The sequence below is a fragment of the Methylophaga sp. genome (assembly GCF_030651745.1).
The window spans coordinates 24262-49871 of the sequence record NZ_JAUSCC010000086.1; the positions used below are offsets into that span (position 1 = coordinate 24262).

At 46.6% G+C, this 25610-nt stretch carries 22 protein-coding genes and 1 riboswitch; of the genes, 9 read left to right on the forward strand and 13 right to left on the reverse strand.

What is annotated here, in order from left to right; translation table 11 throughout:
* Positions 1-12 precede the first annotated feature (12 nt).
* From Q7V21_RS10280 to Q7V21_RS10290, 3 genes are all read right to left on the reverse strand, one after another.
* The gene (locus tag Q7V21_RS10280) at positions 13-1080 is read right to left on the reverse strand and encodes a putative urea ABC transporter substrate-binding protein (protein WP_304917211.1); all 1068 of its coding nucleotides are present in this window, start codon (positions 1078-1080) and stop codon (positions 13-15) included.
* Positions 1081-1139: 59 nt separating this feature from the next.
* Positions 1140-1240: riboswitch (guanidine-I (ykkC/yxkD leader) on the reverse strand.
* A 305-nt stretch (positions 1241-1545) separates the two neighbouring features.
* Positions 1546-2043, reverse strand: a complete 498-nt coding sequence (ssb, locus tag Q7V21_RS10285) for a single-stranded DNA-binding protein (RefSeq protein ID WP_304917212.1) — start codon at positions 2041-2043, stop codon at positions 1546-1548.
* Between the two features lie 36 nt (positions 2044-2079).
* Entirely contained in the window at positions 2080-3465 is a 1386-nt protein-coding gene (locus Q7V21_RS10290; RefSeq protein WP_304917213.1) for an MFS transporter, read from the reverse strand.
* Positions 3466-3515: 50 nt separating this feature from the next.
* Between Q7V21_RS10290 and uvrA the strand changes: the two genes are divergently transcribed.
* Together uvrA and Q7V21_RS10300 are read left to right on the forward strand one after the other, a co-directional pair.
* On the forward strand, positions 3516-6335 hold the full coding sequence (gene uvrA / locus Q7V21_RS10295) for an excinuclease ABC subunit UvrA (RefSeq protein ID WP_304917214.1): 2820 nt from the start codon (positions 3516-3518) through the stop codon (positions 6333-6335).
* Positions 6332-6955, forward strand: coding sequence for a CYTH domain-containing protein (locus Q7V21_RS10300; RefSeq protein WP_304917215.1), 624 nt, complete (start codon positions 6332-6334; stop codon positions 6953-6955). Before uvrA ends, Q7V21_RS10300 begins: the two co-directional genes overlap by 4 nt.
* Here Q7V21_RS10300 and Q7V21_RS10305 read toward each other — a convergent pair.
* From Q7V21_RS10305 to gshB, 3 genes are read right to left on the reverse strand one after another with little or no spacing between them, the layout of a single operon-like run.
* Positions 6944-7993, reverse strand: a complete 1050-nt coding sequence (locus Q7V21_RS10305) for an energy transducer TonB (protein WP_304917216.1) — start codon at positions 7991-7993, stop codon at positions 6944-6946. The two genes, Q7V21_RS10300 and Q7V21_RS10305, sit on opposite strands and share 12 nt — an antisense overlap.
* A 4-nt stretch (positions 7994-7997) precedes the next feature.
* Complete coding sequence (locus Q7V21_RS10310; protein ID WP_304917217.1) at positions 7998-9044, reverse strand: FAD:protein FMN transferase; 1047 nt, start codon at positions 9042-9044, stop codon at positions 7998-8000.
* Complete coding sequence (gene gshB / locus Q7V21_RS10315; RefSeq protein WP_304917218.1) at positions 9041-9985, reverse strand: glutathione synthase; 945 nt, start codon at positions 9983-9985, stop codon at positions 9041-9043. The genes Q7V21_RS10310 and gshB overlap by 4 nt, the downstream gene beginning before the upstream one ends.
* A 179-nt stretch (positions 9986-10164) precedes the next feature.
* On the opposite strand from gshB, the gene glyQ reads away from it, so the two are divergent.
* Genes glyQ through Q7V21_RS10340 form a run of 5 tightly spaced genes read left to right on the forward strand, consistent with a single transcriptional unit; the run spans position 10165 to position 16547 of the window.
* Positions 10165-11100, forward strand: coding sequence for a glycine--tRNA ligase subunit alpha (gene glyQ / locus Q7V21_RS10320; protein ID WP_304917219.1), 936 nt, complete (start codon positions 10165-10167; stop codon positions 11098-11100).
* The gene (gene glyS / locus Q7V21_RS10325) at positions 11097-13175 is read left to right on the forward strand and encodes a glycine--tRNA ligase subunit beta (RefSeq protein WP_304917220.1); all 2079 of its coding nucleotides are present in this window, start codon (positions 11097-11099) and stop codon (positions 13173-13175) included. Before glyQ ends, glyS begins: the two co-directional genes overlap by 4 nt.
* Positions 13176-13184: 9 nt before the next feature.
* Entirely contained in the window at positions 13185-13724 is a 540-nt protein-coding gene (gene gmhB / locus Q7V21_RS10330; RefSeq protein WP_304917221.1) for a D-glycero-beta-D-manno-heptose 1,7-bisphosphate 7-phosphatase, read from the forward strand.
* The gene (locus tag Q7V21_RS10335; protein WP_304917222.1) at positions 13724-14476 is read left to right on the forward strand and encodes a 1-acyl-sn-glycerol-3-phosphate acyltransferase; all 753 of its coding nucleotides are present in this window, start codon (positions 13724-13726) and stop codon (positions 14474-14476) included. The genes gmhB and Q7V21_RS10335 overlap by 1 nt, the downstream gene beginning before the upstream one ends.
* On the forward strand, positions 14463-16547 hold the full coding sequence (locus Q7V21_RS10340) for an EAL domain-containing protein (RefSeq protein ID WP_304917223.1): 2085 nt from the start codon (positions 14463-14465) through the stop codon (positions 16545-16547). The genes Q7V21_RS10335 and Q7V21_RS10340 overlap by 14 nt, the downstream gene beginning before the upstream one ends.
* Positions 16548-16602: 55 nt before the next feature.
* Here Q7V21_RS10340 and htpX read toward each other — a convergent pair whose 3' ends face one another.
* Genes htpX through Q7V21_RS10365 form a run of 5 tightly spaced genes read right to left on the reverse strand, consistent with a single transcriptional unit; the run spans position 16603 to position 21502 of the window.
* Complete coding sequence (htpX, locus tag Q7V21_RS10345; protein WP_304917224.1) at positions 16603-17484, reverse strand: protease HtpX; 882 nt, start codon at positions 17482-17484, stop codon at positions 16603-16605.
* A gap of 54 nt (positions 17485-17538) precedes the next feature.
* Entirely contained in the window at positions 17539-18648 is a 1110-nt protein-coding gene (locus tag Q7V21_RS10350) for an ATP-grasp domain-containing protein (protein ID WP_304917225.1), read from the reverse strand.
* Between the two features lie 19 nt (positions 18649-18667).
* Positions 18668-19573, reverse strand: a complete 906-nt coding sequence (locus Q7V21_RS10355; RefSeq protein WP_304917226.1) for an NAD(P)-dependent methylenetetrahydromethanopterin dehydrogenase — start codon at positions 19571-19573, stop codon at positions 18668-18670.
* A 1-nt stretch (position 19574) separates the two neighbouring features.
* Positions 19575-20627, reverse strand: coding sequence for a beta-ribofuranosylaminobenzene 5'-phosphate synthase family protein (locus Q7V21_RS10360; protein ID WP_304917227.1), 1053 nt, complete (start codon positions 20625-20627; stop codon positions 19575-19577).
* Between the two features lie 8 nt (positions 20628-20635).
* The gene (locus Q7V21_RS10365) at positions 20636-21502 is read right to left on the reverse strand and encodes an NAD(P)-dependent methylenetetrahydromethanopterin dehydrogenase (protein ID WP_304917228.1); all 867 of its coding nucleotides are present in this window, start codon (positions 21500-21502) and stop codon (positions 20636-20638) included.
* A gap of 216 nt (positions 21503-21718) precedes the next feature.
* Between Q7V21_RS10365 and Q7V21_RS10370 the strand changes: the two genes are divergently transcribed.
* The gene (locus Q7V21_RS10370) at positions 21719-22081 is read left to right on the forward strand and encodes a hypothetical protein (protein WP_304917229.1); all 363 of its coding nucleotides are present in this window, start codon (positions 21719-21721) and stop codon (positions 22079-22081) included.
* 62 nt (positions 22082-22143) lie between these two features.
* Here Q7V21_RS10370 and Q7V21_RS10375 read toward each other — a convergent pair whose 3' ends face one another.
* Both Q7V21_RS10375 and Q7V21_RS10380 read right to left on the reverse strand, forming a co-directional pair.
* On the reverse strand, positions 22144-22938 hold the full coding sequence (locus Q7V21_RS10375) for a quinoprotein dehydrogenase-associated SoxYZ-like carrier (RefSeq protein WP_304917230.1): 795 nt from the start codon (positions 22936-22938) through the stop codon (positions 22144-22146).
* Between the two features lie 23 nt (positions 22939-22961).
* Positions 22962-23894, reverse strand: coding sequence for a quinoprotein relay system zinc metallohydrolase 2 (locus Q7V21_RS10380; protein ID WP_304917231.1), 933 nt, complete (start codon positions 23892-23894; stop codon positions 22962-22964).
* A gap of 91 nt (positions 23895-23985) precedes the next feature.
* On the opposite strand from Q7V21_RS10380, the gene gltX reads away from it, so the two are divergent.
* Entirely contained in the window at positions 23986-25389 is a 1404-nt protein-coding gene (gltX, locus tag Q7V21_RS10385; RefSeq protein ID WP_304917232.1) for a glutamate--tRNA ligase, read from the forward strand.
* Positions 25390-25610 lie beyond the last annotated feature (221 nt).

The window sequence follows — 25610 nt, forward strand, 5'->3', positions numbered from 1 at the left end:
GTATTACGAACCTTAGAGAGCGTTATCCGCGGCCATTTTCATAAAGCTGGAATCAAACCGGAGTTTGACGTTGCTCTCATTGCCTGCCACGCCACCATTGGGATAGGCAATACCGATAAAGTCAGCATCCATTGCGCCATCACCGAGCAGACCGTGATCAAAAGAGAATTCAGTAATATGTTTCATGGTGGCAGGGAGTTGTTCACTTTCTGCAAAACTAACCGCTTCAGCAGCGGTGTAGAACATGTTGGTGGCATTTAGCTGAGCTTGATATCCAGCGAGATCAGTACCTGAGGCCTGAGCCATCATGGTTAACGCCTCTTCATCACCAGCCTGCATTTTGGTCATAATTTCATACCAGGCGCCGGTTAAGGCTTTACCAAACGCCGGATTCGCTGCAAGGGTTTCAGTGTTGACCACTAATAAATCGATGATTTCGCCAGGGATATCAGATGAATCAAACACCATTGTAGTGTTTGGCAAAGCGGTGATTTCAGAGAGCAATGGATTCCAGGTTACTGTGGAGGTGACATCCGCAGCGTTAAACACACCTACCAGATCGGCATCAGAGGTGTTCACCACGGTGACATCACGTTCACTCAACTGCACGCTATCAAGCGCACGAGCCAACAGATAATGAGAAACCGATAATTCCACCAGATTGACGCGTTGACCTTTAATGTCGGTCAGTTTTTTGTCAGTTCCTTTCAGCACAACGCCATCGTTACCATTTGAAAAATCACCGATGATCAACGCTGTGCTATCCACGCCACCTGCCGCCGGAATGGTTAACGCATCCATATTTGTCATGGTGCAACCATCAAACTGGCCAGCGGTATATTGATTGATGGATTCGATATAGTCGTTTATCTGTACCACATCGATTTCGATGCCGTATTTATCTGCCCACTTTTTGACGATCCCAGCGTTATCGGCATAATCCCAAGGCATCCAACCAGCGTAGATGGTCCAGGCAATGCTGAATTTGGTTTTGGCTTCAGCATGTGCTGATAAAGGGGAAAAAAAAGCGGAAACAGAGAGCAGCAAAACGCTGCAAATGCGGAGAAAGGAATGCTTCATTTGGTGATACCTCACAGCTTAAGTTATGAACACGGTGAAAGAGATGTTTTATTCAAACAATCTCCCGGGCTTTTATCCCTCCGTGTAACCTTCGCTGTGAAGGTCGGTCACTCTCGGTCCAGACGTTATTTGCATAACCGGAACCCTAGAGACCTATTGCAGTTCTTTCGGTGTATTAAAACACCTCTGACACGCTGACTGACATTAAAGCATCATTCAGGCCAGTTTAGTCTTATATAAATATATTTAGTTAAATCAATTATTTAAAGCTTTTCCAGCTATTGCTAGGTATTTAGTTTTTGCACCTGAATTGTGCATGGTAGACCGATTATGCCCAATCATGGAGCGTTGTTTCAGTGATGAAACCAAGCATTGATCGTTGTCTGGTCATTTCCTTTCCAAAAAAAAGCCCCAAATATATGGGGCTTAGAAAGATTACTTTACACTTTTACTATTAGGTGACCTCTAGAACGGAATATCATCATCGTAATAATCGGCTTCACCACCTGAACCATAATCCGGGCCGGCAGAGGCTGACGCGGGTTGTGGGTTGTTGTAATTACTTTTCGCTGCTGGTTGAGAAGGGCGGCCTTGATTGTAATCCTGATTATCACTGCTTCCACCGCCGGCACCCTTGCTGTCCAGCATGGTCATTTCGTTGGCAATGATCTCGGTAGAGTATTGATCCTGACCTTGCTGGTTTTGCCATTTACGGGTCTGAATGCGGCCTTCAATATAGACTTGTGAACCTTTACGCAGATATTGCTGAGCGATTTCACCCAGTTTGTTGCGAAGCACAACGCGATGCCATTCAGTACGCTCCTGACGTTCACCGGTTTGTTTATCACGCCAGCTTTCTGAGGTGGCAATCCGCAAATTACAGATCGAGCCACCATTAGGAAAAGCTCGGCTTTCAGGATCGACCCCGAGTCTGCCAACCAGAATTACTTTGTTTACTGACATGGTGAATTCCTTTACTAATTCAAATTTTCGTTCATTTTACGCATAAATCAGACACGCTTCGAGTTCATGCAAATCGATATCATCGGCGAGAAACTTCACGTACGCAATCCTCTCTTCCAGCACAACCACGATCTCAACTACGCCCTTAATGGCATTCAGCCGTTCGACAAATTCATCAGCGGTCTCGGCGGTCACTTCATTTAACGGAATAATGCGGCTACTGTAATGTTTTGGTGCCTGCATCGGTAACATCATCATTAACCATCCGACACTGATCAGTCCAGCTGACCAGAATATCCAGCTGATATCACCAATACTGTAAATAATGCCGCCCAAAATACCACCGAGAAATGCACCGATAAATTGTGCACTGGAATAAATCCCCATCGCCGTGCCTTTGTTTTTAATCGGGCTGAGTTTGGACATCATCGACGGCAGACTGGCTTCGAGAATATTAAACGCGGTAAAAAACAACCATAAGCACACCATCAACATGGCTAATGAACCTGGCAATAACGCCCAGCCCAGTTGTGCAACAGCCAATACAGCAATGGCACCGGTAAATACCATTTTCATTTTGCGTTGTTTTTCGGCCAGCAGAATAAACGGCACCATGGTGATAAATGCCAGCAATAACACCGGTAAATAAGTCAGTGCTAAATCGGCTTTGGCCACACCGGCATAATCCTGTAAAGCAATCGGTAACGCAAAAAAGCTTAAGGTCAGCAATAAATGCAGTACCAAAATACTGATGACCAATCGCATGATGGAAGTATTTGCCAACACCTCGCTAATTTGTGCGCGGGCAGGTTTCATATCTTGATGTTGCTTGTGTCTATACGGAGTGGGCACCCACCAACGCAAAACAATCATGCCGAAAATAGCCATCAATGCGGTGGCCCAAAAGATACCATCCAGTCCAATCCAGCTTTCCAGGGCAGCGCCGCCTGCTAATGCCACTGAAAATGATAAACCGATACTGATCCCAATCGCGGCCATGGCTTTGGTGCGATGTTGGTCGCGAGTTAAATCCGCTGTTAACGCCATTACCACGGCAGCAATCGCACCACTGCCTTGTAACAATCGTCCAACAATGACCGTATAAATGGAATCAGCCATTGCTGCCATCAAACTGCCCAAGGCAAACAGGATCAAACCTATATAGATAACTTTTTTTCGCCCGATACGATCGGAGAGCATGCCAAACGGAATTTGCAACAAGGCCTGGGTTAAACCATAGGCACCAATGGCGAGACCGATTAACAACGGCGTGCTGTGGGAATACTGTTGAGCGGAGAGCGAAAATACCGGCAAAATCATAAACAACCCGAGCATTCGCAGGGCGAATATGAGTGATAAACCGGAAATAGTACGTTTCTCCAGCGCACTAAGTGCGTCAGATGTGGCTTGCTTTTGCGTCATGATAGGGTGACAGAGTATATTGATCCGTTGGATTTTACTACGGAACAGGCATGAAAAATATCAGTATTCGCGGCGCCCGTACGCACAACCTGAAAAACATTGATCTGGACCTGCCCAGAGATGCGCTGATTGTCATTACCGGCTTGTCGGGATCAGGCAAATCGTCGCTCGCATTTGACACTTTATATGCGGAAGGTCAGCGCCGTTATGTGGAATCGCTGTCTGCCTATGCCAGACAGTTTTTATCAATGATGGAAAAGCCCGATGTCGATCATATCGAAGGGCTTTCACCGGCTATTTCCATCGAGCAGAAATCAACTTCGCATAATCCGCGTTCCACTGTTGGCACCATCACCGAAATTTACGATTATTTAAGACTATTGCTGGCGCGTGCTGGCGAACCACGCTGCCCGACACATCATTTGCCTTTGGAAGCGCAGACTGTCAGTCAGATGGTCGATACCGTTTTAGCCATGCCGGAAGGCAAACGTCTGATGTTGCTGGCTCCGGTGATTCAGGATCGCAAGGGTGAACATTTATCTGTATTTGAAGGGCTGCGTGCCCAAGGCTTTGTGCGTGCCCGAGTCAACGGCGAAGTGGTTGAACTGGATGATCCACCTGAACTGGAATTACGCAAAAAACACACCATTGAAGCCGTTGTCGACCGCTTTAAAGTGCGTGACGATCTTCAGCAACGGTTAGCCGAATCATTTGAAACCGCTTTAAAACTCGCGGATGGCGTGGCCAAAGTGGTGTCAATGGACGATGACACTGATCAAACTCTGTTTTCTGCCCGTTTTGCCTGCTCTGAATGTGGTTATTCGATTGCCGAACTTGAACCACGCATGTTTTCCTTTAATAACCCTGCCGGTGCCTGCCCCACCTGCGATGGACTGGGCATTAAGCAGTTTGTTGACCCTGCTCGCGTTGTAGCACATCCTGAAATGAGCTTGGCAGCTGGTGCGATCCGTGGCTGGGATCGACGCAATGCTTATTATTACCAAATGATTTTATCGTTGGCCGAGCATTATCAGTTTGATATTGATGCGGCATTTGACTCGCTTCCGGAAAATGTCCGCCAAGTGATTTTGTATGGCAGTGGTCGTACCGAAATTGATTTCAGTTATATCAGCGATCGGGGCAAACGCGTCACCCGTAAACATGCTTTTGAAGGCATTATTCCGAATCTGCAACGCCGTTATCATGAGACAGAATCAGGCAGTGTGCGAGATGAACTGGCCAAATTCCATTCGATCCGGGCCTGCCCGGATTGCCATGGCACCCGTTTGACGGAAGCGGCGCGTAATGTATTTATTAATGAAACTAATTTGCCTGAAATCACTTCGATGCCGATTGGTGAAGCCACAAAATTTTTCCAGCAATTGGAATTGCCTGGTAAACGAGGCGAAATCGCCAGCAAGATCGTCAGTGAGATCAGTGCTCGGTTAAGTTTCCTGGTGAATGTCGGGCTGGATTATCTTTCGCTGGCTCGCAGTGCCGATACCTTGTCCGGTGGTGAAGCACAGCGAATTCGTTTGGCCAGCCAGATCGGTGCCGGTCTGGTGGGAGTAATGTACATCCTTGATGAACCGTCGATTGGTCTGCATCAGCGTGATAATGATCGTTTGCTGGCAACCTTGACCCGACTGCGTGATCTGGGCAATACGGTAATTGTGGTTGAACATGATGAAGATGCGATTCGCAGTGCGGATTATGTATTGGATATCGGACCAGGTGCTGGTGTACATGGCGGTGAAATTGTTGCTCGTGGCACGCCACAAGACATCATGGATAGCGAGCATTCACTTACCGGACAATACCTGTCAGGTCGACGTAAAATTGAAATTCCGGCGAAACGTGAAGCGGCACATGCTGGCAAATCAATTGGTCTGCGTGGTGCTTGCGGCAATAATCTGAAAAACGTCGATGTCGATATTCCGATAGGTCTGATGACTTGTGTGACGGGTGTTTCGGGATCTGGCAAATCCACGCTGATTAATGAAACGTTGTTGAAGCTGACCTCCAAAACCCTGAATGGCGCATCGGAAGAACCAGCTCCGCACACCGATATTCTTGGCTTGGAACAGTTAGATAAAGTGGTTGCGATTAACCAAAGCCCGATCGGAAGAACACCTCGTTCCAATCCGGCGACTTACACCGGTTTATTTACGCCGATTCGGGAATTATTTGCCGGAACTCAAGAAGCTAGAGCACGCGGCTATGGGCCGGGACGATTCAGTTTTAATGTTAAAGGCGGTCGTTGCGAAGCCTGCCAGGGCGATGGACTAATTAAAGTCGAAATGCACTTTTTGCCCGATATTTATGTGCCTTGTGATGTGTGTAAGGGCCAGCGCTATAACCGTGAAACCTTGGATATTCGCTACAAAGGTAAAACCATTACCGAAGTACTGGATATGACCATTGAAGATGCCAATGTATTTTTCGAAAATATTCCGGTGGTGGCGAAAAAACTGCAAACACTGATTGATGTTGGGCTGACCTATATCAAGCTCGGACAAAATGCTACAACGTTGTCAGGTGGTGAAGCGCAGCGGGTTAAATTAGCCAAAGAACTATCAAAACGTGATACCGGAAAAACGCTGTATATTCTGGATGAGCCGACTACCGGTCTGCATTTTTACGATATCGAGCAATTGCTGAAAGTGCTGCATCACCTGCGGGATCGCGGCAATACCATTGTGGTGATTGAGCATAATCTGGATGTAGTGAAAACAGCCGACTGGGTGATTGATATGGGTCCTGAAGGCGGTGCTGGCGGTGGAGAGATAATTGCCGTCGGTACCCCGGAACAGATTGCCGAACATCCACGTTCGCATACCGGACATTATTTGAAGCCATTACTGAAATGAGTCTTGAACAGGAAATGAAACTCGCCGTCAGCGGCGAGACTAAACTGAACCTTGCCGAGCTGGATTGGTTGCTGGCGATGACCTCTGAGCAACATCAGTTGCAACTGCGCACGGAATATTTCGATACACCGCGGCTGAAACTGAAGCAGCAGGGCATCGCCTTACGACTGCGACAAGTCGATGATCAGTGGGTACAGACTGTAAAGACCAGTGGCAAAGTTCAGGATGGGCTGCATCAGCGTGAAGAGTGGGAACATCCGGTGCTGAATGGGGAGTTTGATCTGCCATTGTTGCGTCAGACCCCATTGGCTCCGATAGTTGATGACAGTGGCAGCTGGAAGCAATTGCAACGCTTGTTTTATACCAAGTTCCAGCGTGATGTGTATTTGCTTGAAGCGCCGCAGGATACCGTGATTGAGCTGGCTTATGATTTTGGCGAAGCCGGATCAGGTGAACAACGCGCGATGATTCATGAAATTGAACTCGAATTACGCCACGGTTCACTGCAACAGCTGCAGCAAGTGGCGGAACGGCTGAAAACAGAGTTGAACCTGAGTTATAACAATCGCAGTAAGGCCGAAATCGGTTATCAGTTATATCAACAGACCCTAGCGCGCTGACATTCCTCTGGCACTTTCAAATTTCCAGGTACGGATAATGGTCAGCATATCGCTGCCTTGCAGAACGTCCTCGGGAATCGCAGCATACGGCGCACCCAGACGCACAATACGCACCGCCGCATCATCCAGTACTTTATGGCCTGATGAACGTGATACCACAATGCCATCCGGCGGCACACTGCCATCCGGTTTGATATCCACTGATAACATCAGGCTGCCATTAATACCTTGATCTTTGGCTTCCTGCGGGTAGTTCATATTGCCAATGCGTTCCACCTTCATTTCCCAGGCTCGCATATAAGCCGCAGCAGAATATTCTTTAGTTGATGCTGAAATACGCCGTTTTTTCGGTGTTTCACTCAATGATTTACTGTTGTTCTCCATAGCGCTTTGCAAAGAACCAATTTCATTACGCGCCCGGGCGATCAGTTCTGATCCTGACAACTGGGGTGTTTCCATTTCAATGGTTTCGATAGCATCGACAACGGATTCGGTAATGTTTTCCGTTGTCTCGACTTTACGGTCGGCATTTTCAGTAGTGACTTTTTTGCTGGCGGTTTCAGGTTCTGGCTTAGCTTCAACTGGCTGTGCAGGTGTTTCAACCACTGGTGGTTCTGGCTTTGGCGCAGCCTCAACCACGGCAGGCACCTCTTCTACTGGTGGTGTTTCATCCAGAACGGGTTCTGGAGTCGCCGTTTCAACCGGAACAGGTTCCAGTTCTGTGATTGGTGCAGGCAAGGGTTCTATTGCTGCTGGTGGTTCTTCGGCAATGGGCGCAGCCATATCGGGGGTTGGTTCTGGCGATTTTTCTTTGGTGTCACCGCCACCTTCGTTAGTAACTTGTGCCAGATAACTTGGCTCTTCTGGTGCCTGTTCAGTTTGTTGTTTCACCAGCGTGATATCAAGCTGATTGACTGGCGCGTTGGTCGGCGGAGAGGTTACGTTAAAACTGACAGCAAACACCACGATCGCATGCAGAATTACTGAGCCAATAATGGTCAGAATAAAGCGATCAGTGGCGCTTGAAGTGCGAATCATTTAACTACTCTTGCGGGATGTCACGAATAACAGGTTCACGATCATGTCCGGTTAGTCTGACACGTTGCTGCATCGCCGGACTCATTTCGACTTCGCCATCTTCGGTGACCAGCATGACCATATCAAGTCCCATCTCAGCCGCGACCGTTGGCCAGTCACTGCCAGCGACAAAAATAGCGGTGGCCGCCGCATCCGCCAGAGAAGCATTCTTATGAATCACGGTAGAAGACATTGCCTGATCGGCTGGATAGCCGGTTCGTGGATCCAGAATATGTGGATAGCGTTTGCCTTCGTAGATAAAAAATCGTTCGTAATCGCCAGAGCTGAACACACTTTCATCATCGCTGACTGCAACGGAAGCCAGAACTCTGTCATGACGCGGGTGGCGAATACCAATAATCCAAGGCCGCTCACCATGTTTACCGATAGCGCGTAAATCGCCACCGATATTAACCACCGCATGTTGAATACCCTGTTGTTGCAATATGGCGATTGCGTTATCAACAGCATAGCCTTTGGCAAAGCCGCCAAAACCTAATCTGACGTTGGTGTTGTTACTGGTTAATACACCATTTTCGATTTGGATATCGTCCATAGTCGGACTGTCAGCCAGCCAGACATCAATATCGTCTTGTGATGGCGGTGGGCGAGATTCAAACCAGTTGTCCTGTTCATAGCCCCATAACCTGAACAAATTGCCAGCTGCCGGATTGAATAATTGACCGCTTTCACGGGCCAATGTCTGAGCCAGTAAAATAACCGATGCGACGTTTTCATCGACTTCGATCGGCTCGCCCGCAGCGATGGCATCATTGATTTTGGTTAACACACTGGGTTGCCAGGCATGCCAGAGATCATTTACATCAGAAAATGATTGTTCCAGTGCGTCGATGGTTTTGGCCGCGGCCTCCTGATCAACACCATAAAGACTGACGTCAATTTCAGTACCAAATGCATAAAACTTGGCTTGCAATGCACGATCACTGTCTCCGCAAGCCGTTAATAAACTTAAACCAATAACCAGTAAAAGGCTGTGTACAACAGTCTTCATAAATGCGCCTCAATACAATTCATCAAATCTCCGGCAATATTCAGATTAAATTGCCGATCCAGCTCACGAATACAGGTCGGGCTGGTCACATTAATTTCGGTGAGATAATCACCAATGACATCCAGACCAACAAATAACAGACCTTTTTCACGCAATTTCGGTCCGACTTGCTGGCAAATCCAACGATCTCTCTCCGTTAATTCGCGGCCTTCACCACGGCCTCCTGCTGCCAGATTGCCACGGGTTTCACCTGCTGCAGGAATGCGCGCTAACGCATAGGGCACCGGTTCACCGTTGATCAGCAAAATGCGTTTATCACCGTCTTTGATTGCCGGTAAATATTGCTGCACCATTACCGATTTTTTGCCTTGATCGGTCAAGGTTTCGACAATCACGGAAAAATTGGGATCGCCTTGGCTGACTTTGAAAATCGAAGCGCCACCCATGCCATCCAGCGGTTTGATAATAATATCGCCATGTTGTTGCTGAAACTCACGCATCAGTGATTTCTTGCGAGTCACCAGGGTGGGCGGGCAACATTGGGGGAACCAGGCAGTAAACAGTTTTTCATTGGCATCGCGCAGGCTTTGCGGGTGATTGACCACCAATACACCTTCAGACTGCGCCTGTTCGAGCAGGTAGGTGCTGTAGATATATTCCATATCAAACGGCGGATCTTTGCGCATCAGAATCGCATCAAGTTCATTCAATCGGCGGGTGGTCGGCTCGCCCAATTGATACCAGTTGTCCGCATTATCAGTAACTTGCAAATCCCGCATGCTGGCCATCACTTTGCCCTGGTTCAGATACAGATCCTGCTGTTCCATATACTGAATAGTCCAGCCTTTGGCCTGAGCGGCCAGCAGCATCGCAAAACTGCTGTCTTTTTTGATATTGATGGCCGAAATCGGGTCCATCACGATGCCGATAAGTCGCGACATGATTCTGCTCTTTAACGTTTCAAGGGTCGCTGCATTGTACCGTATCTGTTTCCTCACGGTGGCAGTCACAAAATTGGATTACAACGAAAGCCTCCAATGATTGCTGAGTTGTCTCTACAAGCCACGGTGTTATTCGCTATAATCAGTGCATTTTTAGTCATGCGAAGACAATTTTCTCAATGAGTGATTCTGCGGCAACCGTGGCGGCCACGCCAAAAACCTTTCAAGAGCTGATTCTGCGCCTGCAACAATACTGGGCGGAGCAAGGCTGTGTGTTATTGCAACCCTACGATATGGAAGTAGGTGCGGGCACTTTCCATCCAGCAACCTTTTTACGCGCTATCGGCCCGGAGCCATGGAGTGCGGCCTATGTGCAGCCTTCGCGTCGTCCGACGGACGGCCGTTATGGCGATAACCCCAATCGGCTGCAGCACTATTATCAGTTTCAGGTGTTGATCAAACCATCGCCGTTGAATATTCAGGAACTGTATCTTGGCTCGCTGAGAATGCTGGGTATTGATACCAGCATTCACGATATTCGTTTTGTGGAAGATAACTGGGAATCACCAACGCTAGGTGCCTGGGGATTGGGTTGGGAAGTCTGGTTAAACGGTATGGAGGTGACACAGTTCACCTACTTCCAGCAGGTTGGCGGCCTCGAATGCAAGCCGGTCAGCGGTGAAATCACCTATGGTCTGGAACGTATCGCCATGTATCTGCAAGGTGTTGCCAGTGTTTATGATCTGGTGTGGGCTGATGGTCCATTAGGTAAGGTGACTTATGGCGACGTGTTTCACCAAAACGAAGTCGAAATGTCCACCTATAACTTTGAACACGCCAATACCGAACATTTGTTCCAGCAGTTCGATACCTGTGAAAAAGAGAGTGAAAGAATGATTGCAGCGGGCTTGCCGTTACCTGCTTATGAAATGGTTTTAAAAGCATCGCATACGTTTAACTTACTGGATGCACGTAAAGCAATTTCGGTTACCGAAAGACAACGTTTTATTTTGCGGGTCAGAACCTTGGCCAGAGCCGTGGCACAAGCCTATTACGATCGCCGCGAGTCATTAGGTTTTCCGATGTTAGCCAATCAGGATGAGGTGCAGTCATGAGTGATGTACGTGATTTCCTGTTGGAACTGGGTACTGAAGAATTACCGCCTAAAGCCTTATCGACATTGAGTGATGCGTTATTGAAAGGCATCGAAAAAGGGTTAACTGAGGCGGAACTGAGTTTTTCAGCTTCAAAAGCGTATGCCAGCCCTCGCCGTTTGGCAGTGGTCATCAACGGACTGCAGACACATCAGGCTGATCGCCAGGTTGAAAAACGTGGTCCTGCCGTCACTGCCGGGTTTGATGAGGATGGCAATCCAACCAAAGCGTTGCAAGGTTTTGCCCGTTCCTGTGGTGTGGATGTGGACGCACTGGAAACATTGGAAACGGATAAAGGTGCCTGGCTGGTGTATCGCGAACAACAGGCGGGTCAAGCAGCAGGCGAATTGTTACCAGAGATTGTGAAACAGGCATTAGCCGCTTTGCCAATCCCTAAACGTATGCGCTGGGGAAGCCTGTCGGAAGAATTTGTCAGACCGGTGCATTGGCTGATCTTGATGTTAGGTGATGAAGTTATTCCTGCCAGTCTGCTGGGGGTGCAATCCGATCAGCTGAGCTATGGGCACCGTTTTCATCATCCACATGCTATCCGTATCAGCACTGCTCAGACTTATGCGCCGCAATTACTCAGTGAAGGCCATGTCATGGTCGATTTTGCGCAGCGTCGTGAAGCGATCCGTGGACAGGTGAATGAGTTGGCAAGTCAGCTGGGTGGTCAGGCCATCATTGACGATGAACTGCTTGATGAAGTGACCGGTCTGGTGGAATGGCCAGTCGCCTTATCAGGCGAATTTGATAAACGTTTTCTGGAATTACCGTCGCAAGCGTTGATTTCCTCAATGCAAGGTCATCAAAAATATTTCCCGGTAGAAGATGCTGCAGGAAAGTTACTGCCATTTTTTATCACCGTTTGTAATATCGAAAGTCGCGATCCGGCACAGGTTATTGCCGGAAATGAGCGGGTAATTCTGCCGCGATTAAGTGATGCGGCATTTTTCTGGGATACCGATCGTAAACGGCCATTAGCGGATCGTCAGGAACAACTGAAAACCATCGTGTTCCAGAATCAACTGGGCACGGTTCACGACAAATCTCAGCGTGTTGCCAAACTGGCTGGATTTATTGCCGACAAAATCGGTGGTGATTCGACTTTGGCACAACGTGCTGCGATGTTGGCTAAATGTGATTTGGTGACTGAAATGGTCGGTGAGTTTCCTGAATTGCAAGGCATTATGGGCAGTTTTTACGCCCGCCTGGATGGTGAGCCGGAAGAGCTTGCTTTGGCGATGGATGAACAATATTTACCGCGCTTCGCTGGCGATGCATTGCCACAAGGCAAAACCGGTCAGGCACTGAGTCTGGCTGAAAAAATCGATACCTTATGTGGTTTGTTTGGTATTGGTCAGCCACCATCAGGTGCCAAGGATCCGTTTGCGCTACGTCGCGCTGCGTTAGGTGTATTACGGATTATTATCGAAAACAATCTGGATCTGGATCTGGCGGAATTACTGCAGCAGTCAGTGCAAAGCTATGATCAACAACTTACTGAAACCGATATTGTTGCTCCGGTATTACAGTATCTGTTTGACCGCTTGCGCGGATATTCAGCAGATGCCGGACACCATGGTGATGTATTTGAAGCAGTACTGGCCTTGCAGCCGACACGTCCGTTGGACTTTATGCAACGCATGCAAGCAGTATCAGCTTTCCGTGCAATGGAGCAGGCTGAAGCTTTGGCGGCGGGCAATAAACGTATTGATAATATCCTGCGGAAAAATGATGCGTATGAAGCGGATCATCAATTAAATCCTGATTTGCTAGAAGAACCGGCCGAACAGCAATTGGCCGAAACCTTAAAACGCGTATCAGCGGATGTTGCACCGATGATGCAGCAGGCGGATTACACTGGCGTACTACGTCGTTTGGCCGATATGCGTGAAAGTATTGATGCGTTTTTTGACGAAGTCATGGTTATGGCAGAAGATGAAGCAATTCGCCATAATCGCCTGGCGCTGTTAAATCAGACTCGGGCATTGTTTCTGGGTGTGGCGGATATTTCCCGATTACAAAATTAGGATGCGTATATGTCGCTGATAATTCTCGATCGTGACGGTGTAATAAACCATGATTCCGATGATTTTATTAAATCTCCGGCAGAATGGGAGCCGATTGAAGGCAGTCTGGAAGCCATTGCGAGACTGAATTACGCCGGTTATCGGGTAGTGATAATCACCAACCAGTCCGGTATTGCCCGTGGCTTGCTGGATGTGGAAACCCTCAACCGCATTCATAGCAAAATGCGACGCATGTTGGCGCAGGTTGGCGGACGTATTGAAGCTATCTTTTTCTGTCCGCATGGCCCTGATGATAATTGCGATTGTCGCAAACCCAAAGATGCGGCATTTAAGGAGCTTGCACACCGCTTGCGAGTGAATCTGGATCGTGTTCCTGCTGTAGGTGATTCCCTGCGCGATATTCAGGCGGCACAATCTGCCGGTGCAAAACCCATATTGGTACGTACCGGTAAAGGCGAAAAAACGCTTAAAAAAGGTATCCCGAAAGGTGTGCCGGTGTATGACAATCTGGCTGCAGTTGCCGACGCATTATTGGAAGCCGCTATTTGATGCAGACTTTTCGTTCGTTCATTTTCCTGATTATTTATGCCGTAACCGCCATCCTGTTTTCTATTATTGGCGTGCTTATCTGGCCATTGCCTTTTAAACAGCGTTACTGGGTGGTGAGCCGTTGGGCGGTGATGAATATCTGGTTATTAAAAGTGATTTGCGGTCTAAAGCTGGAAGTTGAAGGACGAGAAAACATTCCTGATGAACCTTGTGTGGTGTTGTGTAAACATCAATCTGCCTGGGAAACTCTGGCGTTACAGGCGGTGTTTCCCCCCCAGGTCTGGGTATTGAAACGGGAACTGTTATGGATCCCGTTTTTTGGTTGGGGACTGGCTTCGTTACGCCCCATCGCTATTGATCGCAATGCAGGTCGTCAAGCGTTAAATCAGGTGATTGAGCAAGGCAAAGAAAGGTTACAATCAGGTGCGATGGTGGTGGTGTTTCCTGAAGGCACCCGTTTACCGCCCGGTACCATGGGACGATTTGGTATCGGTGGTGCTCGATTAGCTGTTGATGCCGGCGTATCGGTTGTCCCGGTCGCACATAATGCAGGTAGTTTTTGGGCCAAAAGAGGCTTTTTGAAACGACCGGGTGTGATCAAAATGGTGATTGGCGCTAAGATTAACACTCAGGATTTATCGGCTACTGCCGTTAACCAGCAAGCGTATGACTGGATGACATTATCCATGACCCAATTGGAAGGGAAGACACCGGTGCAATTTAATAAAGGTGAGCAGCGTGGCGAGAGCTGAAGGCATTTTACGGTTACTAATTGTTGATGATTCGCTGACGGAAGCTGATGCCGTTATCAATACCTTGCGCAGTGCCGGTCATGCTGTCAGAGCTGGACGAGAGCATGATTTTGATGCCGTCGAAAAGTGTCTGGCTAAACAAAGCTGGGATCTGCTTATTTGCCGTGACCATTTACCCGCATTAGCCCCAATCGAAATTGTTAATTTAATCAAACATCTTGGTAAGGATTTACCTTGTGTTGTGATTACCGACAATAAAAATGCCGAAAAAGAGCTGTTTCGCAGTGGCGTACAAGATGTCATTTTAAAAGGCGATGTGGAACGACTGAAGTTTGTCACCGAGCGTGAACTGGATAATTTATTTATGCGTCGTTTAGGACGGCGTAATGAACGTGCACTGCGTGAGAGCGAAAAACGATCACGGGCGTTGCTGGAAAGTTCTCGTGATGCGGTGGCGTATATGCATGAAGGTATGCATATCTATGTCAATCGCGCCTATCTTGCTCTTTTTGGCTATCAAGATCAGGAAGACATTGATGGTTTGCCGATTCTGGATTTGATTGATAGTGAAGATCATGCCAAGTTCAAAATGGTCTTTCGTCAGTTTACTGAACAAGCCGATGCCAAGCCGGCAACGGTGACAGCCCAATGCCTTAAAAGTGGTGGCTATGCCTTTGTTGCTGATATCGAATTCAGTCATGCACAGGTTGAAGGCGAAGATTGTACTCAGGTAGTGGTGCGTGACCGAAGTGTAGCTGCCAGTGATGATGATAATGAGCAGCTCAAAAGAGTACGTGATTTTGATTCTCTGACAGGTTTATATAGCCGCACACGATTTGTTGATGAACTGCAACTCGCGGTTAACCGGGCTGCTGAAAACCAGAGTGATTCTGCTTTGCTGTACATGGTGTTGGATGATTTTCAGCAAATAAAAGAAATGGTAGGGCTTGCTACCAGTGATACGGTCATCAAAAGTGTTGCCGATCTGTTATTGAGTACGGCACAGGAAGGGGAAATATTAGGTCGTTATGGCGACCAGATTTTTACCATGGTGATCCCCAGTGCCGATGAAAGTTTTGTTAATGACAGAGCCCAGGCTTACCTGAAAACGGTTGATGAGTTTGTCTCTCATGCCAACGGTAAGATTATGGATTTACATTGCAGCATTGGTATTGCTCGTATTGGTGAAAATGTGGCTTCTGCACAAACGGCTTTGGAAAACGCCGATAAGGCATGTACTCAGGCCCAGCATGCTGGTGGCAATCAGGCGGCCAGATTCCAGGAAAAACTGATTCAGCCAGAGGTTGATAATGTTTCCGTCTGGAAGTCGACTTTGCAAAACGCCTTAAATAAAGATTTATTCACACTCCATTTCCAGCCGATTGTCGGTTTACATGGTCCGCAGCAAGAATTGTATGACGTTTTATTAAGACTGCAGGAAAGCGATAAAACATTGCGCGCTGAAGAGTTTATCCAATACGCCATCAAATTGCAGATGATGACAGAAGTGGATAAATGGGTGATTCGTACAGCACTTAAAAAACTTTCAGAGCATCGGAAATCTCATCCCAAAACACGATTTTTTATCAAGCTTTCCGAGCAAACGTTACGTGAAAAAGACTATGTGGACTGGTTATCGGCCACTTTGTCCGCACACAATTTAACAGGACAGGCTTTGATTTTTGAAATCAGTGAGACGGCCGCTTTGGAAAATCTGGAAGATACTAAAAATATCATTGCCAAACTTAAGGCCATTGGCTGTGAGTTTGGCTTAGAGCATTTTGGCTCGGGCATCGACTTCTCACACAGCCTGAGTGTTCTGGATGTCGATTATCTGAAGATTAACGGCAATTTTGTCGAAAACATGGCAAACGACACTGAAAATCAGGCCGCGATTAAAGCCATTGTTGAAATAGCAAAGCAGGCTGGCAAACGCACCATTGCTGAGTTTGTTTCTGATGCCGTGAGCATGGCCCTGTTGTGGCGATTGGGTGCAGATTACGCCCAAGGCTTTTATATTCATCAACCGTCAGACAAGCTTGATTACAACTTTGAAGAAGAAGATTTCTAAACAAGTTACAGATATAAAAAAAGCCGGTTAAAAACCGGCTTTTTTTTGTAATAAGTTAGCGACGCCCTGTACGCAACGCTTCAATACGTTTTTCCAGAGGGGGGTGAGTCATAAACAAAGCACTGATACCACCACGCCCACCAGAAATACCCATAGCATGTAACTGATCCGGTAACGGCTCATCAGAGGTTCCGGCGAGGCGTTGCAATGCAGCAACCATCTTACCCGAACCGACTAATCGGGCTGCACCTGCATCAGCACGAAACTCACGTTGGCGACTAAACCACATCACAATAATACTGGCGAGAATACCCAGCACTAATTCTGCAATGATGGAGGTGATCCAGAATGCCGGTCCATGACCCCGCTCGGTTTTAAATACCACGCGATCTACCAGATGGCCAATGACACGCGCCAATACGATAACAAAGGTATTTACCACACCTTGGATCAACGCCATCGTCACCATATCACCGTTCGCAACGTGACTGACTTCATGAGCAAGTACGGCCTCAACTTCATCCTGTGTCATTGATTGCATTAAACCTGTACTGACTGCAACCAAGGCATTATTCCGGTTCATGCCGGTAGCAAAGGCATTCGGTTGGGGAGAGTTGTAAATAGCGACTTCAGGCATACCAATACCGGCTTGCTGTGCCTGACGAGCCACAGTATCAACCAGCCATTTTTCTGTCTGATTTTTCGGTGCGGTAATCACCTGCGCTCCTGTCAGACGTTTCGCTGTCCATTTGGAAATCGCCAATGAAATAAATGAACCGCTAAAACCAATTACCGCAGCAAAAATCAGCAACGAGGTCATATTCAATCCAGTGCCTTGCTCATCGAGCAGACTGTCAATGCCAAGTAATCGCATTGTCACGCTTAATACTGCTAACACCGCAATATTGGTGGCGAGATACAACATGATTCGTTTCATTCGAAATTCCTTAAGAGTAAGTTGACAGTAATATGGGTAGTGAGTGGTCTGTTTTCAAGCTGAGACAGATAAATTTTCAATCAGTTTGTTTGCAAAGTCATGACCATCAAAATGATCTGGATCCGTATGCTCTAGCAATAAATTGCACAGGATCTCACCTGGTTCGATAATGCTGTCTGTTGCCGGCCGATCAAAACAATAATCTGGCCAGGCAAAATCTGCCGGAATAGTGATCTTGTGTGGTGCAAAACAAAACCATAACAGTTGTTTTCTGCTGGCAAGTTGCATTGGTATCTCCGGCAGTTGACCGGCTGAAGTCATCAGTTGCCAACTGATGATCGGTAAATCTTCGGGGAGTAACTGGCAGGATGCGGTGGGGCGCGGATTTATCTCCAGCAGGAAAATCTCTCCTGATGAATTGATCATGAAGTCCAATGACATTAACCCCCCTAAATCAAGATGTCGGCTAAGCTTTTGCAAAGCATGATGAATAGTTTGTTGTTGTTTATCATCAAGCAGCAAATTGTTGCTAATGGCTTGCAAAGTGAAATCATTTAAAGCGGGATTTACAGTAAATTGTTGGTTGATAAGTAAGACGTGAAAAGCATTTCCGCTTGCCAGAAATAATACTGAAGCACTGATGCCATCTATTTGCTGTTGAAAGTAAACGTCAGAGTGCTTCGAGATCGAGTCTGCATCGGCGATGTGGGTTCCGCCCCAGGCGGCAGCAGATTTTGCTAACCAGTTTCCTGTGAATGGTTGGTCTTTGGTAAATCGGGTTGAGGGATACGGCAATGCTAACCTGTCCAGCAAGGCTATCCATTTTGTAGGTGTCGATAGCTGTTCAATACTGGTATAAGACGGACCAGCGTAACGGATATGGTTTGGTAGTTCCGACAGCAACGGATAGAGACGTTCGATCCCGGTCCCAAAGATTAAGCTGCATGGTTGAGCATCGCTTAGACGAATGATCGCCTGCAGCCATAAATGCTGGTTTGCTTTATTTGCTTCGGGGAGTTTGAGATAGCGATCAGCGACCTGAAGGGTATCAAGGTCACCATAGCAATCAGCAACACGGACAAGATAGCCTTCCCGTGCTGCTGATTGCGCCAGCATTCGTCCACTTTGAGCGACGACTAACAGGAGCTTGGGACGTTCAAACATGTCCGGCTCCTATGGGGTTTTAAACCAGTTTACGCGCACCTTCAAAAGCATTACGGAAATCCAGATAGACCGGTTTATCACTTTCCAATGTTTCTCTGAGTAAGGCCTGTTGCAGTTTGTACTTCACATTGCCGACAGCCAGTGCACCGATACCTACTGCTTTAGGGCATTGTGGAGCAAATTTAAGTGGTTCACCGTTATGCATCAGCTCGACGCCTTCGATTCCCAACGGTGCAACCGCGTTGACGTCACCAGCCACTTTTAATTGTTTGGCATCTTCAAGTACAGAAGCATTCAAAACTTGAACACCTGCTTTTGCAGTACAGAAAACCACATCGGCATCACTTAACAGACGAGCTTTATCAGCATCGGATGCTGCAGTCGTGGCACGTAAATTTACGCCATAACGTTTACGTGCTTCGTCAGAAAATTGCAGCGCAGTATCTAATGAAAAGTGATCAACAATGGTTGTCTGCGCGCCTTGCAGTGCGGCAATAACAGCTGTGGCTAAGCCCACAGGACCGGTTCCACCAAAAACGACGGCTTTGCAGCCTTTGTAATCCTGATTGAAATGTTTTTTGAGTTCACGCTCAACACAGGCTACCAGAGCTGCTGCCGTGGTAAATGCACCACTTGGGTCAGCAAATACCGGGATTTCAAAAGGAGGAACCATGGCCGATTTGGCGGCATCAAGCATATCCATCGCCAGACCAATATCTCGTCCACCGATAAAAAGACCGGTTTTTTTCACGCCAGCAGGACCGCGAGAGAAAATAGCATCTTGCGTTAATCCCGCTACTTCATTCAACTCAACATTGTTGTACGGCATGATGATGTCATAACCGGCATCCAGCGCCATGTTGATATCAAACGGACTGTTTTGCTTCATAGGATTGAGCATATGAATGATGGAACGCTTGGACATATTAATCCCTCACTGTGTTATTAAAATGTTTGGTCTGGCTGTCGATTGTAATGCTTGCACCCTGATTTACACCAGCTGCGTTAAGTAATTCAATATTCTGTAACTGCGGATCGGAGTTTATCTTGCCACGAAATTCAGCGATAAGCTGATCGGCTTTGGATTGACTGTCGGTAAATACACAACAGGTTGGTCCCCATGAACTCTGAGCCATACCATTAAAACCTAATGATTTAGCGTGTTCTAATAGCATAGCAATAGGTTTACTGGTGTATTGACCACCTTGCGCCGGGGCAAAATGCTGGCCGATCAATGTTTGAATTTCACTAACCGCACTACCGAACAAATCAATATCTTGCTCAATTAATGCCGGTAATAATTGCATCAGTGTTAAATGACAGATTCGTTGACTGTGTTGCAACGGAAATTCTGGCAGGGTTTGAAATGCTTGAATTTCAGTTTGGCCGTGAATACCTTGATGAGTTTTGTCCATCAACATCACCAATCGCCATTGGGATGGAAAGGCCTGCTGAAATAAGCGGACAGGTGTTGGAGAGTGAGCCCCTAAGCCTGCATCCACCACAAAACCGCCGTTATCAAATGTGCTGATTCCAATACCAGAACGTTTTCCCCGATCCAGTGCCTGAGCGATGTCTGGAGTTGACACATCAAGTTGATGGTAGGTAGCTAAAAGCCGGCCAATAACCAGAGCAAGCTGGGTACCAGAGCCCAGTCCGGCATGTTCTGGAATCAATGAATGAATATTGATTGTGGTTTTACGTGAAGCCGTGGGGATAGTCTTCCCCAAGGTGAGATAAAACTGATTGATCAGTTTGGTGATTTTGTGTTTCGTCGCATCGGTGATAGTGATATCAGATTGGTGCTGTTCAGCGGAATCAGCAAGGCTGAGTTTGGTATGGTGACTGTTTACCGCTAAACCAATACTGCCAAAATGGCGGCCTAAGCCGCCATTCAGATCCAGAAAACCAAGGTGAAGTCTTGCCGGAGCCTGTACAAAAATCGTTTGATGACTGACAGGTGATACCGGTTGTTGCATTGTTGTCACTAGGCGTTATCAATCTTGCAAGCGATGTCGTAGATAGTGGTTTCGTCCAAAAACAAATCATTGGTATCAAATAAAGAAGCAACAGCGCCACGGTGAACTTTCATTTTGAAATTACCAATCGCAATTGCACCGTAAAAGCGAACGCCCTGTTTTTCGGTACCGTTATCCATCACTTCCATGCCTTCAACACCGAGTGGCGGAACAGCATTTACGTCAGCAATAACTTCAAGGGTTTTGCTGGAAGTCCAGGTTGATTCAGGAACGATACAAACACCTGCTGGGCCAGCAGCTATCGCTACATGCGCATCCTTGAGTAATGCTTCAACGGCTTCATCACTTCGGGTTTCACCAGGAATAATCTCTACGCCGTACGCTTTTTTCATATGGTCTACAGTAGCTTTGCTTCGCGCCATGCTACGGCAGGTTAAAACAACCTTTGCTGCACCTTCTTTCAATAGATACAGTGCGGTGCGTTGACCTACGGGACCAGCACCCATGATCACCACATTTTTGCCGGTGATGTCATAGTCGGTCATAACCTTGCGAGCAATTGCTGCTGCTGTGGTATTAGAACCATTTGGATCCAGCATTACCGAAACACGTACCGGGCCAAAGAATGCTTTTTTAACTGCTTCACCGACTAATTCACTCGCCGCAACGTTTGAACCACCAATGAAAATTGCGCTGTTTTTTAGATTTTTTCCGCCACGTGTAAAGATCATGCCGTGAACATGAGCAGTGACATTGTCACGGGTCGCTCCACCATGGGCGATGATGTTATCGACACCTGAATCGTAAGCGACAGCTTGGTCAAATGTGCTCGCTACAATATCAGTATCGAGGTGAAGCAGTAATTTTTTCATCATGTTCTCCGGCATTAAGCATGGCTTGATGGGTGATAGGTTGACGCTGGATTTTACCCTATGTTGTTTGTGTGAGGAAATTAAACTGCGTCAGTGTTTCGCTTGAAAAGATTGATTGGCGGTCTGGTATAGTGTCAATATCCTGCTTTTCAGTAGGAACTTATCTTTTTGATTGCCAGTCACACCAGCACCATATAATAAAATCTTTAGGAGTAGAGAATGAAGAAAGCCAGTCTGACAGTTCTTTTGGCCAGTATGACAATGTTATCTGCTACAGCATTTGCTGATGGCAAAGCTGATTTCAACACTGTTGCAAAAGTTCAATTCGTCAACGATTGTATGCAAGCCAATACCAAACTAAACCTGTATGAAGGTGTTAATAAATGTTCATGTGTGGTTGATGAACTAGATAATGCTTTTACACAAACTGAATTTGAAGATATCAGTACAGCTTATATGTATCGTAATCTCCCGGCAGATCGCGGTGCTCAGTTCCGTGATCACGAAGAATTACGCAAAGAGATAAAAAAATACGAAGAAGTTTCTGCTGCAGCCTATAAAAACTGCCGTATTCAGCCGTAATACTTCACAAAGTTAAAATAAAAAAGGCCGTTGATACGGCCTTTTTTATGTCATAGAGAAATCTAAATTTGTTTATCCATGCTGTAAGTCATTTCTTTACTGTCACTGACGACAGCCTTTAATACACCATGTTTTTGTGGAGTAAAGTTAAACCGTACGCTGGGATCCTCACTGATAGAAATTCCGGCTTCTAAGGTAATCAGGTTTTCACCGGCAAATTCAATCACCATTTCTTTGACGTAGTGTGGTGGGATATAACCACGGGTTTTTTGATCAAACTGTAAACCGCTGTTATTCGGATGGCTCACTACCACCTGAGCTTGGGTCGTTTCACCGATATTGGCATCACGCATACGGATCTGCATTTTGCCAAGTCTAGCCATTGCGGCTTCCATATCTTTTCCTGCCGGTGCACTACAACCACCGGAAGCTTTTACAAAACGTGAAACCATATGCAGCGATCCATCATTCATTTCTGCAATAGCACGCATATCGGTGTATTGATCAATTCTGACGCGGGTGGCGATATCTATTTCACCCAGTGCCGGTGATAAATGGAAATTGGCTGAATATGGCATCGGATTTTTATCGATGATGATATGAATGTTTTTAATATATCTATCAGCTGTTTGTGGTTGCAGCGATTTGACGCTTATCGGAACAATCGCAGCATCTTCAGCTCGAGTGGGAGCTTCCAGCACCAGCAAATCGTCCGCATTTTCGCGAATTTCACGATCACCAAAATAGGTCTGTTTAAGTCCAGCCCATAACTCTTGTTCAGCAGTCGCTGCATGCGCGGTAAAGTTAACACTCATTAGCATGGCGACCATGCCGGTAAAAATACAAAAGCGCCCCATGATTTTCTCTCCCCTGGTTATTATTATTCCCACTCCAATTCAACGAATGCAGCGGTGACATTTCGACGATGATAATCTTCAAAAAGTTTCCATTTTTCAGCTTCTTGCTGGCCAACCGAGGCAATGGCTTCTTCAATGGTTCCCATGTCATTAATGATGAATCTTATTTCTTCTCGAATGGTTGTCAGATAGTTCAGTAAATTCTGCCAGCCAACCGATTCATCACTCGCAAAAGCCGTTCCATGTCCAGGAATGATCATCGCAGCATCAAGCTCTACCAATTTGTTAATCGCATCAATCCAACCGTTAATGCTGCCATCCAAGGCTGGAACACGTTCCACAAACAACAAATCTCCGGTCCACAGAGTACTGGTTTTGACATCATAAACGGTTAAATCATGATCTGTGTGTGCCGTGGTATAGGCAGTTAATATGAGAGGACGATTCCCCAAATCCAGTCGAAGCGGTGATTCAATGCTGACGAGAATATCTGCTTCGATAAACTCAGTACCTTGATAAGCCTTTCCCAATGTTTCCGAAAACTGCATGGCGTAATGTGATTTACGACTTGCCATGGCTGCCGGAGATTTCTCATGACCGATAAATTTGGGGTTGTCTGCTTTAAACGCTGCATTCCCTAATATATGGTCGGGATGAACATGGGTATTGATGACATAACAGATGGGAAGTTCGGTTTCCAAACGAACAGCGGCATGCAATAACTCACCTTCTCGAAAACTGCCACCGCTATCGATGACTGCAACACATTCATCGCCAATGATGAATCCAACGTTAGCAATTGCACCTAGGTTTTTATCGTCTGCTTCTTCATGACCGCCTTGGTGATAAAAGACGCTATCTGAAACTTGCTGTATGACATAACGCTCATCAAGAGCAGTCGAGGCCATAGCTGACCAGGGGATCAAGACGGATAACAATAAAAACAATAAAGGCATGTAGATGACTCACTAAACGACGTCGCTTGAGCTGATACAATAGCGCACTTTATCGCAATCCATCTATATCGCTAGCAGAGAACTTTTGACTATGACAATTCGCACGCGTTTTGCACCCAGCCCGACCGGATATTTACATGTGGGGGGCGCTCGTACCGCTCTTTTTTCCTGGTTGTATGCCAGAAAACATGGAGGCCGATTTGTTTTAAGGATTGAAGACACGGATTTGGAACGCTCCTCCGCAGAATCGGTTAACGCGATTCTTGAAGGCATGACCTGGATGGGCTTGGATTATGACGAAGGGCCTTTTTATCAAACTCAACGTTTTGATCGTTATAAAGAGATCATTCAGCAATTAATGGATCAGGGCGACGCGTATTACTGTTATTGCAGTAAAGACGAACTCGAAGCCATGCGTGAAGAGCAGCGGGCCAACAAGCAAAAACCTCGCTATAACGGTAAATGCCGTCATTTAACTACGCCGCGTGAAGGCGTTGAGCCGGTTATCCGCTTTAAAAACCCAACGGTAGGCCAAGTGGTGGTCGAAGATGCCATTCGTGGCAATGTGGTTTTTGAAAACAGTGAACTGGATGATTTGATTATTGCTCGTCCAGACGGCACGCCTACCTACAATCTCACTGTAGTGGTGGATGATGTGGATATGCAGATGACTCACGTGATTCGTGGTGATGATCATTTGAATAACTCTCCACGGCAAATCAATATTTTTAAAGCTTTAGGTGCCAAACCACCGGTATTTGCTCATGTGCCTATGATCTTAGGGGATGATGGAGCAAGGCTTTCCAAGCGTCATGGTGCCGTCAGTGTCATGAGCTATCGTGATGCGGGCTATCTTCCTGAGGCATTATTAAATTATCTGGTCAGATTAGGCTGGTCACATGGTGATCAAGAGATCTTTTCATTGGCTGAGATGACACAGTTATTTGATATTAAAGATGTGAATAAAGCTGCATCTAGTTTTAATACTGAGAAATTACTCTGGTTGAATCAGCACTATATTAAAACCAGCGCTCCCGAATATGTGGCTCAGCATTTAAGCTGGCATATGGGCGAATTGGGAATTGATCCTGCAGAAGGTCCGGCTTTGGTAGATATCGTGGTGTTGTTACAGGAACGTGCGAAAACGCTTAAAGAGATGGCTGAATCCAGTGTGTATTTTTATCGGGATGTAGATAGCTATGACGAAAAAGCGGCACAGAAAAACCTGAACGAAACCAGCTTGCCGTTGCTGGAAGCAGTACTGGAAGCGTTAAGTGAACTCACTGATTGGCTGGCTGAACCTATTCATGACGTCATCAAAAATTGTGCTGAAAAACATGAGGTTGGCATGGGTAAGGTGGCACAGCCTATTCGTGTTGCTATTACCGGAAACACGGTTTCACCTTCTTTGGATGCGACACTTCAGTTGTATGGTCGTGAGCGCGCACTCGCTGCAATTAAGCGAGCAATAGTATGGATCAAAGATCATGCCTGATTTTTAGCTAAAAAATAAAGTCCTTTATTTACAGTAGCTTATGTTGTCGGGAAATTATTCCCGAAAAATAGATGGAAATGCTCACAAAAAACTTGAGTAAAGTTCTTGACGAACTCGGGAAGTGGGATTAAGGTTCGTCATACGCATGAGGTTCATCCCGAACAAGTCGTGACGTAAATACTAAAAAGTAAATAGAGGACAACTTTATGAAGCTGAAAACA

Bases quoted from the DNA above. Each gene is read 5' to 3' on its own strand.
- Q7V21_RS10290 (WP_304917213.1), bottom strand. From the start codon at position 3,465: ATGACGCAAAAGCAAGCCACATCTGACGCACTTAGTGCGCTGGAGAAA.
- Q7V21_RS10335 (WP_304917222.1), top strand. From the start codon at position 13,724: ATGCAGACTTTTCGTTCGTTCATTTTCCTGATTATTTATGCCGTAACC.
- glyS (WP_304917220.1), top strand. From the start codon at position 11,097: ATGAGTGATGTACGTGATTTCCTGTTGGAACTGGGTACTGAAGAATTA.
- htpX (WP_304917224.1), bottom strand. From the start codon at position 17,484: ATGAAACGAATCATGTTGTATCTCGCCACCAATATTGCGGTGTTAGCA.
- Q7V21_RS10310 (WP_304917217.1), bottom strand. From the start codon at position 9,044: ATGAAGACTGTTGTACACAGCCTTTTACTGGTTATTGGTTTAAGTTTA.
- Q7V21_RS10305 (WP_304917216.1), bottom strand. From the start codon at position 7,993: ATGATTCGCACTTCAAGCGCCACTGATCGCTTTATTCTGACCATTATT.
- glyQ (WP_304917219.1), top strand. From the start codon at position 10,165: ATGAGTGATTCTGCGGCAACCGTGGCGGCCACGCCAAAAACCTTTCAA.
- Q7V21_RS10300 (WP_304917215.1), top strand. From the start codon at position 6,332: ATGAGTCTTGAACAGGAAATGAAACTCGCCGTCAGCGGCGAGACTAAA.
- Q7V21_RS10365 (WP_304917228.1), bottom strand. From the start codon at position 21,502: ATGATGAAAAAATTACTGCTTCACCTCGATACTGATATTGTAGCGAGC.
- Q7V21_RS10280 (WP_304917211.1), bottom strand. From the start codon at position 1,080: ATGAAGCATTCCTTTCTCCGCATTTGCAGCGTTTTGCTGCTCTCTGTT.
- Q7V21_RS10380 (WP_304917231.1), bottom strand. From the start codon at position 23,894: ATGCCTTTATTGTTTTTATTGTTATCCGTCTTGATCCCCTGGTCAGCT.
- Q7V21_RS10360 (WP_304917227.1), bottom strand. From the start codon at position 20,627: ATGCAACAACCGGTATCACCTGTCAGTCATCAAACGATTTTTGTACAG.
- ssb (WP_304917212.1), bottom strand. From the start codon at position 2,043: ATGTCAGTAAACAAAGTAATTCTGGTTGGCAGACTCGGGGTCGATCCT.
- gltX (WP_304917232.1), top strand. From the start codon at position 23,986: ATGACAATTCGCACGCGTTTTGCACCCAGCCCGACCGGATATTTACAT.
- gmhB (WP_304917221.1), top strand. From the start codon at position 13,185: ATGTCGCTGATAATTCTCGATCGTGACGGTGTAATAAACCATGATTCC.
- Q7V21_RS10370 (WP_304917229.1), top strand. From the start codon at position 21,719: ATGAAGAAAGCCAGTCTGACAGTTCTTTTGGCCAGTATGACAATGTTA.
- uvrA (WP_304917214.1), top strand. From the start codon at position 3,516: ATGAAAAATATCAGTATTCGCGGCGCCCGTACGCACAACCTGAAAAAC.
- Q7V21_RS10355 (WP_304917226.1), bottom strand. From the start codon at position 19,573: ATGTCCAAGCGTTCCATCATTCATATGCTCAATCCTATGAAGCAAAAC.
- gshB (WP_304917218.1), bottom strand. From the start codon at position 9,985: ATGTCGCGACTTATCGGCATCGTGATGGACCCGATTTCGGCCATCAAT.
- Q7V21_RS10350 (WP_304917225.1), bottom strand. From the start codon at position 18,648: ATGTTTGAACGTCCCAAGCTCCTGTTAGTCGTCGCTCAAAGTGGACGA.
- Q7V21_RS10375 (WP_304917230.1), bottom strand. From the start codon at position 22,938: ATGGGGCGCTTTTGTATTTTTACCGGCATGGTCGCCATGCTAATGAGT.